Raw genomic sequence first — 13,439 nt, forward strand, 5'->3', positions numbered from 1 at the left:
GATTTGCTTGAATGATTTCAGTTCACTGTTAGAAGAGCTAAGAAGTGGTGGGTACGTGCTTTATGCTAGACATGCGGAGGCAACGGTTGGAGAGGATCAACCTAACCTTAATTATTACGATTGTTCAACCCAAAGGAACCTCTCTAAAACGGGAAGGGAACAGGCGATTGCTTATGGAAAGGTATTTCGTAGTTTAGCTATTCCTGTTGAACATCCAGTCTATACGAGTCCGTTTTGTAGGACTAGAGAAACCACAGCTTTAGCGTTTGGGGAAGGGAATTATTTTGTTAGTCCTTTTTGGGCTAGTGTCTTTCAAGTTGGGAATCATCAGCAGCAACAGATGATGCTATATTCATTAAATTCTATTTTTGAACAACAGCCACAACCTGGTACCAATCGAGTCATTATCGCACACAGTTTCCCTGAAGGATTTGCGCTTGGATTCATTCCTAATATGGGTACTGTGGTTATTAGACCATTAGGGCAAGGTAATGGTTTTGAAGTCGTTGATCAATTGACCCTAGAAGATTGGACAAATTGAAAAATCATTCATCTAATGATTATAAAAGGCTGACTCCAATGATTGAGAATCAGCCTTTAAAGTTAGTCACTATACTTTCTAATGGAACCAATTGCCCCACGTGCTCCTAAAAAGGTTAGTAGAAGTGAAGTGAAGGTATGATATGGTGTCCATTGTTTATATTGAATGACCTTGGTATTTCTCTCCAGCCAGTGCTCCACAATAGTGACTACAATGCTATAGAGGCATGCTTGGCGAATAATACCAGGTAGCTTTGAATAACGTGATGTTTGGTTATACCACACACATAGTAGTGGAAATAACAAATAGTCATATAACGTGCTCATGTTTGCTTTTTTAGTCAAGGTGACAGGGTATTTTAAATATTTCTTCGTGACGAAGATCGTATCGATAAAGCCTGACACATAGCCTTTTAATAGAAATACGATGATCCAATCCTTAAGCGGTTTTTTAAAAACGGTAGGTATAAAGGCTAGAAGGCCAAAAAATAGAAGGCCTCTTAATAATAATTTATCTTTCAAGTCACACGCACCACCTTTTAATAATAAGGTGTGTATTTTGTCCTATTTTATTCAATATCCAGCTCACTTATAAAGTCGACATATTTTAATGGATGTAGGTTAGGATAATGGTGATTAAGCAAAGAAGGCGTGACAGCGATGCATTTTCTACTGACATTCATTGTCATTCTGATCGTCTGGCTAAATGGGGATTACAAGGACTGGAGAAAATACCACTCAACTATGCTTTATTATGCCGTAGGTAACCTTACCTATAACTTTTTGTGCGCTAATTATTTGCTATGGAAATTAGATCCTGATTTAATGCCAAATCATCCAATTACTGAAATGCTATATACTTTTGTTGTTTTTCCTGCTACTGCATTAATGTTTTTAAGACGCTATCCGAGTGAACTTAAGAAAAAAATAATACATTATTTACTGTGGATTGGTTTGTACGTTGGAATTGAGTATTTCTTTTTATTAACCGGTCGAATATATTATCAGTTTGATTGGACTTATTGGTGGTCAGTCACTCTAGTGATCATCATGTTTCCGATGTTTCGCTTACATCACAAGCGCCCAGTTTTAACCTATATACTTTCGGTGATTATTACAATTATCTTTCTTGAAGTTTTTAATATTCCAGTCGAGGTTCCGATTGAGGAAAGACCGGGATATGACCACTAAAAAGCTTTAGAGCACACAGTCTCTAAAGCTTTTTAAGTGTCGTTTACTTTACGGTATGACTTTGTTCATCATCCATGAGATCTTTTACTGATCTCTTGATTCTCTCCACATCTGAAATGACAAATTGGCTTTTGGGAATAGTGGGCATTCGTTTCATGTTATAGCTAAGGTCTTGTTCAGGTACGTTATAATTGATATTTTCTACTAAGTATTTAAAGAAGGAGCGCATCACCATTACCGTCATCCATTCACCTGCACAGCGGTGACCAATATGATGATCGCCTCCCCCTTGTGGAATAAATCCGAATGGACTACCTTTCCAATTTTTGAAGCGCTCTGGTTTGAATTGGTCTGGGTCATCCCAAGTATCAGGATGTCTGTTTGTACCAAAAATATCTAAAACGACCAGCATATTCTTTTTAAAATGATAATCGTGCCATTGAAAGCTTTTCTTAACTTTTGCACCCATAGCAGGAGCGAACGGATAAAAACGCCGCACTTCTTGAGAAAACTGATGACTATAGTTGTCTTTGTCTTCTTTAAGTTTATCGAATGTTTCTGGATAATCGTGGAGTGCTAGTGCACCAAATACAATAAAGTATGCGGTGGCGACTAAGGGTCGAAACGTATTATTTAATTCGACTGCGGCTGTGTCTAAATCAAGTAGCTTTCCATTTGGTTCACGATGATTAGATACAATATATGCTGGTGTATATTCTGGTGGTGAGATTTTACGTGATCGTATTTGTTTAATGATACCTTTTAGCCATTTTTCGTGTTGATCTCGAGCTTTTTTTCCACTAGCCATTCGTTTAGCTGAGCCAAAGGAATCGACTAATTGGCTTAACTCATCTGTTCGTTTTTTAACTTCGCTTTCTTGTAACGGGACTCCTGCCCACTTACACCCAGCCCTGGTCAGGATTTCCCTTAATTCATCAAATAATATAACGTGTTCCTTAGTTTCCCATTCTTTAGCTTTAGCGTCTAACTCTTGTAAAGCGGTGTTTTTCATCTCTTCCAGACGTTCAGGGGTGATTAAGGATAAATGCATTCTCTTCCGCTGTTTATGAGCTTCATCATCTAGACCGTGGACTCCACCTTGACCAAGTAAGGACTGTCTAATCGGTAAAGGTACGGCATTTTTACGTTTGAACAGGTTATTATCGTAAAACATTTCTGCTGCATCTTCACCGGCCATGCAGATGACTTTTTTTCCCATTAATCGTGTCTCAAAAATATCTGATTTTAGTTCTTTCCTTTGACCGGGGAGGAAGTTGAATCCTTCTTTTAGGAGGGTTAGTGTCTGATCAATACCATCAGCCCGTGGGATGGGGGTCTTTACTTTCATGAATGACAACTCCTTATGCAATAGTAGGTACTTTTGAATCGCCATCCTTATTGTCTCTCGGTTCAAGGGAATTATGACAGGTAGAAGTAAGAGTCACCCTGTTAATTTCGGAAGTCTTCCGTCTAAAAAATAACTAGGCTCATATTCATAAGCCTAGTCATTTATAACGGTTCAAAATGTATTTGTGAGATTTCCGTAATACGAAGAATTTGCCCATCTTCTAATTGGACATGTCCTTTAGTTGCACCAAATTCTCCACCAATAACTTCATGAATTTTAGGCTCATCTGTTTGTGAATCGTATATCTGGAGGAAGCCCATCCCGTTAGAGGTGGTGATTTGATAATCCCCTGGTTCGATATCTGTACCCACTTCCCAGACCCCGGCAGTAAGGTGGTTATTTTCGTTAAAATCATGCGTTGAAGGAGCAGCATGGACCATGTCGAATCCACCATCAGCTATAATTGTATAAGATTCATCTAAATCAACAGTAATACTTTCAACACCATAACTTCTACCGATAATGTTATGGAATAATAAATGATCATGTTCATCATAAATGTAAAGATTACCTGTGATACTTCCTGTGATTTCGTATCTTCCTGGTGAGGCGTTAAACTCAACACCTTCTTGGTCAATGCCATCAATTATGATTTCCTCGGCTTCTGGATTTCCCCTTACTTCTGGGATGACGACTGGATCTGTTAAATCTTCTAGTAGTTCATCTTTTTCGTCACCAATGATTTCATATTGATCTTGGTAGGCAGTGGCTTCATCAGTTGTTCCTGAACATGCGCTGATGAATATGAGTAAACATAGTAAAATTACTATTTGTCCAATTCGCATGGTTAGTAGCCTCCTAAATGCGTGGAGTGATGCTCTTATTTAAAGTCGTGATAATATTTTTCATAGTATTCCATCGTACCTAGTGGGCCGATTACGACCTCTGAATCCTTGTAATCAAGAGTGCGTTCAATCCAGTTCGTTTGTTCATCGATCGTCATATTTTCTAATGGAATGCATAAGAGATGACCAGCAATATATTGGTGATTCTCAGGTAACGGATAGTTTTCCTTAAACCGCTTATATTGCATGTGGTCCATCGAGATTTTAATATGATCTTGATTGTCTTCATTTAAATGATGTTGGTAAACAATTTTTCCACCTTTTAAGAATATAACTCGATCTGCATATAAATCCAGGTTTTCAAGTAAGTGGGATGCGACAAAAATAATTTTGTTCTGTTGTTTCATTTCAATTAAAATGTCTGAGATAATGGCGACATTAGAAATATCGAGTCCGTTCATGACCTCATCCATTAACATGATGGAAGTGTCGGCTGCGGCCATCATAGCGAAACATAGGCGTTGTCTCATGCCTAATGAATAAGTTTTGACTTTCTTTTTGACATAGTCTTGCATGTGTAAACGTTGAATGACTTCTGGGACGTGTCGTGTATGGCCTTGCCACATATTGGCGTATAACTTTAAATGATCCACACCTGAAAGTTCTTCAAAGAGATCTTTTTGTTCTGGGAAAGTTGCCATATGCTTATGAATGTAAATTTCGTCTTTTTCTGTTTTGTAAGTATGTTTTTGATAAAATTCAATATAGCCAGAGTCAGGTTTAATAAAGTTTGCCATTGCATTAAACATCGTTGTTTTACCTGTTCCATTAGGGGCTGCAACCCCAATAATTTCCCCTTCTTTAGCCGTCAAGGACATTTCATCTAACACTTGATGATCCTTATAAGCAACAGAGAGATTGTTAAGCTTTAGCATTGTAACTCACCCCTTTAGTTATTAAGTTCCTGCGATAGTTAAGTTTGTTGATGAGGTAAAGTATACACGAGAAAATAATGATCGTTACCATCATCCAGGTTAGCGCGTGCCAATAATCAATTCCATGATCACCTAATTCAAGAGCAAGGTCACCCGATAAAATGTTGACGATATCAACATATTTAAAAATACGTAAGAATAATGGGTCCCAATGGATGGCCATCAACAATTCAGGTATCAAAAATAATCCTAGCCCGATTAAGACAGTGGCATATAAATTATTGAAAAGAACATTTAAAAGCATTGAGAGTAGTAACACCATTAAAGTAATGATGACAATACCACCAAATACATAGACGAGATACTGGCTAGTCGAAATAGCTGTATAGTCACCTTGTTGATAGATAAGGACAGGTTCTGAAAAGTTTCCTAACCCTTCTTTTCTTGCTGCATACCAAATACTTAGGAGTGTTCCTAATATTAGTGGAATTAGGATATACACAAAGTATAGGGCAATTTTACTGAATACCTTACTCATAAATGAAATTGGGAACCCATTGACAACAGTTTTATGTTGCTTTTCATAGACAAGCATGTCCCCACTAGTGAGTAGAACTATAAAGTAATACATTAAGCCACTCATTATACTAACTGCGACAACAATATATTTACTAGCGACATATTCATTCGAGTCAAGGGGGATCTGCTTTTCATTAATATAACTTAAGAAAGCTTCTTCTTTTAACACCTCGTCTTTTGGAATAATTAAGTGTTCAGGGATCCCAACGTTGTTTAACTCGTGATTTTTAAGGCGTAATTCATTTAACTTTAGCCCATCATCAATGTAAGCTTGGTCATCATTTCCTAGGCCAATATAATAGATTTGCATATTAATTAAGGAAAGTTGATCGAGTAAATTGTCATAAACTTGTTGACCATCAGTGGTTTCTAATATGTCATCGCTGAATTGATCCAATGCAGAGTCTGTCATCTCTTGTTCAACTCGTTTTCCATCTTGTAGCGTCTCAGGGTCGGTATCACTATAGATCATGTAATAGATCGGAAAGTAGAGTAATAAAAAGACAGCAATGAACCAAAATTTCCGATTATTTATTAATAATTTTGCTTCAAAGAGTAAATACTTCCAAGACATATGCGTTTCCTTTCTTGTTAAATGACATGATTTTATTTTCAAGGTTTCTTATGCACTGAAAAACCGTCTTCTATTAATGAATTTGGCTGTTATAAGGACCAAGCACTCGACTACAATTAACGTTATAAGTAAAACCAGGATCCCTTTTTCGTAAGTAATAGATTCAACGGTTAGTAAGAAATTCTTATCCCCTGTAACAACTTTGCCAAAGTCAAAATAGGTTTGTGGAAAATGGCTGACATCAAATCCAAATAACTGTCTTTTTGTACGTGTAAAATATATAAATTCCGAAACTAACAGAATTGTACTAATCGTAAGGACAAGCCATAGATTTCTAAATATTAGACTCAATATCATATTTAACCTGATAAATAACAACATGATTAATGGAATAAAGCTTAATACCTTAAATAAGAATTCAGTGATTAACATATAATCGTAATCTTCTAAACGAAATGTCTTTTGGGCGATCATAGTAGGAACTTTAATATCTAAGCTCCCGAAGCCAAATTGAATCGTGATTATGGTTAATCCAAGGAGTGTTAATCCCGTCAGTATGAGTAAGCTATATACAAATGCTGCTATTGATTTAGTATTCAGCGTTTGATACCAAGGAACGGGTAAACCTTGTAGCAAGGTTTGATTTTGTTTATCACGTGTTAAAAGATCGCTGCTGAAGTAGATTGCCATAAATATAATTAAATAGGTCACTGAGCTTAACAGAATATTTTTAACCGATTGTAAAAACGTTTTTTCCTCAATCATCGGGCCAGTAACGGCGATCTCTTGGTCTAAGTAGCCTTGGTACGTTAGTAATGTTTGATGGTATAAGTGCATTGTATCTTTTCTCGGAATAGGAGAATCTATGAATAATTCTTGGTGTTCGTCTAAAAAAGAATCTTCATTTCTGATAAGGTCTTGAAGTCGTAGGTGTACAAACCTGGTGAAGTTTTCATTCTTATATGAATGAACCATTCTGTTATGTAACTGGTAGTAATAGTCGTTATATGCGTAATACGGCATCCCTGTAAATTGGATGATCCCTGTAGCTCCACGTTCTTCTCGGTCTTCTTGCTGGATCGCAATTTCCTCTAGTTCCTTATTAACCTCATCTGGTGAAAATGTTTCAGTTGTCTCTTCATTTGGAAGAATCATCAAAGCATAACTTAAAACGAGTACCGTCAAAAATAAAATAAAGAATAAGTTCTTCTTACTTTGCATCATGAGTTTTAGTTCGTGTTTTAATAATGAAAAATTCATCCATGCTTCCCCTTTAGAACAGATCGTCCGTCACTATTTTAGATATTTTAGTAAAACATTTATAACTAATTTAACCGAAGTTTGAATATAAGTAAAGTTTTGAATTTTTAATCGATTATCGCCGACTATTGTTAGGTTGTGTTAATTAATGAGTGATTGTGTGTTATTATGGGGGATGTATTTTAATTACATTCTAATAAGTTAAACAATTAGCTAGATTGGGGAGATTAATATTCAAAATCGTGTAACTAGTAAAGATAAAATGCTAGCGATTATCGGTTATGCTATCCCTCTATTTCTACCGATGCCACTATTTAATATTGTGATTACCTATATTTATTGGAGAGTATTGCCGAGTGAGTCTGACTTTACTGATCATCATTTGAAGGAGAATATAAACTATCAGATTAGTATTCAGCTATATATGCTGTCTTTTTTTGTACTTGTTTTTATCGTTCAAATTATTGGTCAAGTTGGTTTTATTCCAGATATCGCCTCGATGATTGGAATACTGTTATCTTTCGGTGTTCTAGGATTAATGATTTTGGCAGCTTTCACATGGGTCATCTTACTTGCAGTAGCAGTAATTGCCGTACTAATGGGTAAGTACTTCCGCTTTCCATTAATTATTCGATTTGTAAAATAATGACGATTTGATTAAGTGAATATTTCAAATTGATTACCAATAACTGAAAACGGTTTCCTTAGTTATTCCTGTTATAATATAAATACAGTAAACAAGAGAGGAGACCTACCGTGAAAAAAAAGAAATGGCTTAAAATAAGTCTAGGATTGTTGTCAATTCTAGTTGTGATAAATTTGGTTGCCAGTCATTATTTTTATGATTTGGCTATCAAGCGTGATCAAAAGGATTTTCTTGTCGATAATGAGGATTTAGTGGTATCCGCTACTGCCATGGATGTTTTTTTACAAGGTGGGTGGCGTGATTGGGTAAGTAGTCAACCTTTTGATGAATGGGAGCTAGAATCATATGATGGCTTAACGCTACAAGGGTACTATTTAGAAGCGAAGGAACCATCAAATCAAACGGTTGTATTAGCTCATGGATATTTAGGGCGTGCCACTGACATGGGACTCTTTGGACAGCATTATTATGAAGACCTTGGCTACAACATTTTTATGCCAGACCTTCGTGGCCATGGAAATAGTGAGGGAGATTACATCGGATTTGGTTGGCATGATCGATTGGACATATTAGATTGGGTTGATCAAATTATTGAACACCAAGGTGATGATACTGAGGTTGTCTTACACGGTATTTCGATGGGATCGGCTACCGTGTTGATGGCAAGTGGTGAAGATTTGTCAGACAACGTGAAGGCGATTATTGCCGATAGCCCGTATACTGATACGTATAGCTTATTTAAATATCAGATGAACCGTATGTTTAATCTACCCGCATTCCCACTGTTACCAAGCACGAGTTTAATGACCCAATATCGTGCTGGATACTCGTTAACTGAGGCTTCTTCATTAGACCAAGTTAAACAAACAGACGTGCCGATTCTATATTTCCACGGAAATAATGACACATTTGTCCCGACAAGAATGGCCGAAGAATTACATGAAAACACAAATAGCGAGTCTGAAATCATGGTATTTGAAAACGCTGGCCATGGTGAAGCTATTGCCGTTTATCCGGAGCAATATGTCGATCATTTAGATCGTTTTTTAGAAAAATATCTGAAGTGATTAAAGACAAATACTCCTTTAACTTCCCCTTAAAAGTGGACAGTTTTCAAAATCTAGACAGCTAAAAGGTGATCTCGATACGGATTCGGGATCATCTTTTTTTATGTCCATTGGTAGGCTCTATACTAAACGTGGTGTTGTCCATTGCTATAACAGTCATGATTGTTCGATGGTTCCGATTATAATGCTCTCTTTATTTGTTATGTAAGAATAGTTTTTAGCCAAAAGAAAAAAATATTGATTGTGTAAAATCCTGTATCTTTAGGAGGCAAGCTAGACTCAATATAACATTCAGTTAACAGCAACAGAAAGCTCTGTTAAGTGGAATAACGATGACCACCACTCGGGTAGTAGATCCCCAAAAATCACAGAAAGAGTAGGCGTTTTTATGGAACGAGACAAAAGAATAGAAGTTGTGTTGTGGAGCATTGCACTGCCAGGTTTCGGGCAGCTAATTAACAAAAGATTTATTAAGGGTGCTTTTTTTATCTTTTTAGAAATCCTTATTAATGTACAGGCTAGATTGAACTTTGTGATCATACCAAGCTTTCATGGAGATATCCAAATGGCGATTGATCACACGAATTACCAATGGGTCATGTTTTATCCTTGTTTGTATATGTTTTCGATCTATGATGCTTATAAGGACGCGGGTGGTGCTAGGGACCCTTATGCATATCTTCCATTTACGTTGGCAGCGTTTATTGGAACGATTGGCGTGATTTATTCGCCAATTTTTAATGTGAATGGTATTTACCCAGGAATTATATGGTTACCGATTATATTCACGATTTTGGCATTTATTATTGGATATGTGATAAAGAAGGTTCTGCAGACACGCCTTAAGCAAGCTAAACTGCCGTGAGAAGTTAATACAACGATAATTATAAACAAAACCCAAGTGGTTAGTCACTTGGGTTATTTTTCCGTTTATAACGAATAAAATAGAAGACAGCAATAATAAGAATTGGTATTAGGATTGGTGATAATCCAACGATGAAGACGATGATATTAGAGAAAACCGAGATGATCCAGTTAACGGTTCCCATAAATAATTGTTGGGCTTTTTCAAATGTGTTTAAGGAATCTTGGCTTTCTATTTCCGGAATGTTGATTCGTTTTTCTGAAATATTAATGGTTACTGTTGAGTAAGCGACATGATCTTCTAAGTAAATCATTCTGCCTTTAATTTGTTCGATTTCTTCTTGTACTCGAGCTAGATCATTAGAAATATTCAACAGATCTTCGGTGTTATCAGCTTCATCTAGGAAATTAAGAAGACGTTCTTCAACTGCTTCTTGTGAACGTAACCGCGATTCTAAGTCGACATACTCTTCGGTTACATCATTTCCTTCGGTTGTTTTTTCAATAACGTGTTCGCTATTTGTCTCAACCCCATTCATAAAATCATTGAAATGCTCTTCTGGTATTCGTACAACAATATGTCCATTTTTACGGTCATCTTCAGGATGTTCGTGGACGTTAGATTCAACGACATAACCATTAAAGTCGTTTAACTCATCTACAATAGTGGTATAAGTATGATCGTAGTCTTCAACTTCAATGGCGATTGTCCCGGTATAAATAACCATGCGATCTTCTGATTGGTCGATGGCAGAATTGGCATCGGTTGACTCTGAATCATTCATATCATCGCGATCTTCTGTTGCAGAGTCAGCTTGTGCTTCTTGTTCACGTTCTTCAGTGAATCCAATTTCCTCATCTTCACTAGTGTCATAATCGGCATTTGCACCTTCTGCCTGATCGTCATCACTAGAACAGGCAGTAGTTATCAACATGGTGATAACCATCAAAACAGCGATTGAGCTAAAACGGAATTGCTTCATAAAATTGACCCCCATCAATTCTTTACTACAGTAGACGTAGTAAAATGGTACAATGTTACACAGAAACTCTAATTATAGATTTAAAGTTTTTTTGAGTAGGGGGAAAGGAAACTAAGTCTATAAGGGTGGAGTTTATGGAAATTAAAAATTTAATCAAAGTTGTCATCACCATCTTATTTGCGCTGTTTCTGTATTCACTGAACCAGCGTTTATTAGCTGTTTCACCAGAAGATATCCGTTCAATTATTTCCTCTGCAGGATGGTTATCTCCACTTTTATATATAGTATTATTTTTTCTTAGGCCCCTTGTTTTCTTCCCGGCTTCTGTGTTTTCTATCGTCGGAGGATTAGCCTTTGGAGCTGTTATGGGATCGCTGTTAGCTTTCATCGGTGCAGCAAGTGGTGCAATCCTTGCTTATGGCATTGGTCGTCGTTATGGAGATCGGAATATTCGGTTGAATAAAAAGGGAAAGCTTGAAAGTGCAAGGGTGAAATTTGAAGAAAAAGGCTTTTATAACATTTTAATATTAAGGCTTTTGCCAATTGTAAATTTTGACTTAATTAGTTATGGAGCTGGTTTAGCTAAGGTGAAGTGCAGGGATTTTATCAAAGCGACAGTGATCGGTATTGTGCCAGGAACACTCATTTATACCTTTCTTGGAGCAAGCATTGTAGAGGGTGATGATGTGACCATGATAATTGCCGGGACAGTTTATATCCTGCTTATCGTTATTCCGGTCATTTGGAATCGTGGTATTATGAATCATGTTAACAAAATTGAATCAAAATGAACTAACATCTATGGAGGGTCTTATGTGCAACGTTTACAGCAACTATTGAAGCAGGTGGATCGAAAAAGCTATAAAGCTTATAAAGACTTACGTGGATCTTATCAGTTTCGAGACTTTTCACTTCACATTGATTATGTTCAAGGAGATCCATTTGCCGCACCATCGAAAATTAGATTAACTATTCCAAAAGAAACACAAGATATTGACCAATCTTGGTTAGCAACCAATAGACGTCGGATTTATGTAGAAGATCATTTTGCTAGACGTGTCCATCAAGCTATTATCAATGAAAAAACCTTTGTGAAAGGTAGTGGCAAAAGTGGCATGGTGGCAATTGATGCTCCTGACCAGCAAATCCTCGAAAGAACAGCTGTAACGATTGATACTAATAAAGTTACCATTTGTTTATCAATTGGTTTGCCGGCTAATGGCCGAAGAATTAACGGTGAAGAGGCAGAAAAGTTATTCTTTCAAGCATTACCTAGTATTGTAAATCATTCGATTCTTTCACTTGATCTTAATCGAGTTCAGTCTGTTATTGAGTTAGCTGATCAACATGAAGCGATTCGTGAAAAAATGGACAAGGAAAATTGGATTGCTTTTATTGCTAATGGCTCTATTTTACCGCGGGAAAGTGGGGTAAGCTCAAAGCCTCTTAAAGAAGCAGTCTCTTTTAAAAGTCCAAAAGAAAATGAGGTTAGCTTTGATATTCCTCATCGTGATCAACCTATCACCGGTATGGCAATTAAACGTGGAATTACCTTAATTGTCGGTGGAGGCTATCATGGCAAAAGTACATTACTTGAAGCTTTAGAAAATGGTGTTTATGAACATATTGCAGGTGATGGTCGTGAATATGTCTTAACGGATCCTCAAGCTGTTAAAGTGAGAGCAGAAGACGGCAGAAGCATATCGAGTGTAACGATTTCACCATTTATAAATGATTTACCAAACCAGGACAATACGGATTATTTCACGACAGAGAACGCTAGTGGGAGTACTTCTCAAGCTGCGAATGTGATGGAAGCATTAGAAGCAGGGGCTTCGACTTTATTAATTGATGAAGATACGAGTGCGACCAATTTTATGATTCGTGATGAACGGATGCAATATCTGGTTGCCAATGATAAAGAGCCAATCACCCCATTTGTTCAAAAGGTTGAGCAACTTCGTGATCAAATGAATATATCGACTGTATTAGTCATGGGTGGCTCTGGGGATTATTTTGATGTAGCTGATGACGTCATTATGATGGACCAATATCTTCCCCTTAACGTTACAGCTCAAGCTAGGAAGATCGCAGAGGAAAATCCACGCCCAATTGAAGAAGTAACCGAAGAAGCGTTTGGTGAATGGCGACGTCGAGCGGTTGATTCAAGCTCGCTCAAACAAAAGTTAGGACCTAAAGCGAAGGTACAAGCTAAAGGGAAAGGCACAATTATGCTCGGGAAACAACCAGTTGATCTGGCTTTAGTTGAACAAATTGTCGATGATTCCCAAACCAGAATGATCGCAAATATGTTAAAATATATGGCGTTTAAAGAAAGTAGTCAATTAACTATTAATCAGTGGCTAGATCAAATTGAAAAACAAATGCAGAAGTATGGGTTAAGTTTTATTCAGGGATCAAAAGAACAACACCCTGGCGATTTAGCTCGTCCAAGACGATTTGAAATTGCTGCTGCATTAAATAGGATTCGGAAATTACAAGTAAAATAATGTTTTTCTAAAAACGTGTTTTCGCATGGTGGATAGAATAGCTAAACACTGTATTAAAAACAGTCTAAATAAATCATCTAATCAATTGAAAAAGGAG

The 13,439-nt window shown here is 36.9% G+C and carries 14 protein-coding genes; 7 read left to right on the top strand and 7 right to left on the bottom strand.

Annotated elements, in window-relative coordinates; genetic code table 11:
* Positions 1–7: 7 nt before the first annotated feature.
* Positions 8–541 (top strand): histidine phosphatase family protein, encoded by a 534-nt coding sequence (locus HWQ49_RS07535; protein ID WP_188206993.1) that lies wholly within the window; start codon positions 8–10, stop codon positions 539–541.
* 62 nt (positions 542–603) lie between these two features.
* Here the strand turns inward: HWQ49_RS07535 and HWQ49_RS07540 are convergent, their stop codons facing one another.
* Positions 604–1,062, bottom strand: coding sequence for a CBO0543 family protein (locus HWQ49_RS07540; protein WP_188206994.1), 459 nt, complete (start codon positions 1,060–1,062; stop codon positions 604–606).
* Between the two features lie 138 nt (positions 1,063–1,200).
* Here HWQ49_RS07540 and HWQ49_RS07545 point away from each other — a divergent pair, with 138 nt between their 5' ends.
* The gene (locus tag HWQ49_RS07545; RefSeq protein ID WP_188206995.1) at positions 1,201–1,731 is read left to right on the top strand and encodes a CBO0543 family protein; all 531 of its coding nucleotides are present in this window, start codon (positions 1,201–1,203) and stop codon (positions 1,729–1,731) included.
* Between the two features lie 43 nt (positions 1,732–1,774).
* On the opposite strand, the gene HWQ49_RS07550 is transcribed toward HWQ49_RS07545, so the two are convergent.
* The 5 genes from HWQ49_RS07550 to HWQ49_RS07570 all read right to left on the bottom strand — a co-directional run bounded on the left by HWQ49_RS07550 (position 1,775) and on the right by HWQ49_RS07570 (position 7,272).
* Positions 1,775–3,079 carry a cytochrome P450 gene (locus tag HWQ49_RS07550; protein WP_188206996.1) on the bottom strand — a complete coding sequence of 435 codons (1,305 nt, stop codon included), beginning with the start codon at positions 3,077–3,079 and terminating at the stop codon, positions 1,775–1,777.
* 161 nt (positions 3,080–3,240) lie between these two features.
* The gene (locus tag HWQ49_RS07555) at positions 3,241–3,924 is read right to left on the bottom strand and encodes a hypothetical protein (RefSeq protein ID WP_188206997.1); all 684 of its coding nucleotides are present in this window, start codon (positions 3,922–3,924) and stop codon (positions 3,241–3,243) included.
* Between the two features lie 35 nt (positions 3,925–3,959).
* The gene (locus tag HWQ49_RS07560; RefSeq protein ID WP_188206998.1) at positions 3,960–4,859 is read right to left on the bottom strand and encodes an ABC transporter ATP-binding protein; all 900 of its coding nucleotides are present in this window, start codon (positions 4,857–4,859) and stop codon (positions 3,960–3,962) included.
* Positions 4,846–6,012, bottom strand: a complete 1,167-nt coding sequence (locus HWQ49_RS07565; RefSeq protein ID WP_188206999.1) for a hypothetical protein — start codon at positions 6,010–6,012, stop codon at positions 4,846–4,848. The genes HWQ49_RS07560 and HWQ49_RS07565 overlap by 14 nt, the downstream gene beginning before the upstream one ends.
* 48 nt (positions 6,013–6,060) lie before the next feature.
* Complete coding sequence (locus HWQ49_RS07570) at positions 6,061–7,272, bottom strand: hypothetical protein (RefSeq protein ID WP_188207000.1); 1,212 nt, start codon at positions 7,270–7,272, stop codon at positions 6,061–6,063.
* 262 nt (positions 7,273–7,534) lie between these two features.
* Between HWQ49_RS07570 and HWQ49_RS07575 the strand changes: the two genes are divergently transcribed.
* The 3 genes from HWQ49_RS07575 (at position 7,535) to HWQ49_RS07585 (ending at position 9,850) form a co-directional block, all read left to right on the top strand.
* A complete protein-coding gene (locus HWQ49_RS07575; RefSeq protein ID WP_188207001.1) occupies positions 7,535–7,918 on the top strand; it encodes a DUF4870 domain-containing protein in 384 nt (127 codons plus the stop codon).
* A 110-nt stretch (positions 7,919–8,028) separates the two neighbouring features.
* Positions 8,029–8,985, top strand: coding sequence for an alpha/beta hydrolase (locus HWQ49_RS07580; protein WP_188207002.1), 957 nt, complete (start codon positions 8,029–8,031; stop codon positions 8,983–8,985).
* 388 nt (positions 8,986–9,373) lie between these two features.
* Positions 9,374–9,850 carry a hypothetical protein gene (locus tag HWQ49_RS07585; protein ID WP_188207003.1) on the top strand — a complete coding sequence of 159 codons (477 nt, stop codon included), beginning with the start codon at positions 9,374–9,376 and terminating at the stop codon, positions 9,848–9,850.
* Positions 9,851–9,890: 40 nt separating this feature from the next.
* Here HWQ49_RS07585 and HWQ49_RS07590 read toward each other — a convergent pair whose 3' ends face one another.
* On the bottom strand, positions 9,891–10,832 hold the full coding sequence (locus tag HWQ49_RS07590; RefSeq protein WP_188207004.1) for a DUF4349 domain-containing protein: 942 nt from the start codon (positions 10,830–10,832) through the stop codon (positions 9,891–9,893).
* A gap of 134 nt (positions 10,833–10,966) precedes the next feature.
* On the opposite strand from HWQ49_RS07590, the gene HWQ49_RS07595 reads away from it, so the two are divergent.
* Both HWQ49_RS07595 and HWQ49_RS07600 read left to right on the top strand, forming a co-directional pair.
* Positions 10,967–11,623 carry a TVP38/TMEM64 family protein gene (locus tag HWQ49_RS07595; protein WP_188207005.1) on the top strand — a complete coding sequence of 219 codons (657 nt, stop codon included), beginning with the start codon at positions 10,967–10,969 and terminating at the stop codon, positions 11,621–11,623.
* A gap of 24 nt (positions 11,624–11,647) precedes the next feature.
* Positions 11,648–13,342: an ABC-ATPase domain-containing protein gene (locus tag HWQ49_RS07600; RefSeq protein ID WP_188207006.1), complete on the top strand. Its 1,695-nt coding sequence runs from the start codon at positions 11,648–11,650 to the stop codon at positions 13,340–13,342.
* The last annotated feature ends 97 nt before the right edge of the window (positions 13,343–13,439 follow it).

It is taken from the genome of Alkalibacillus aidingensis (genome assembly GCF_014595945.1).
GTDB classification, from domain to species: Bacteria; Bacillota; Bacilli; order Bacillales; family Alkalibacillaceae; genus Alkalibacillus; species Alkalibacillus aidingensis.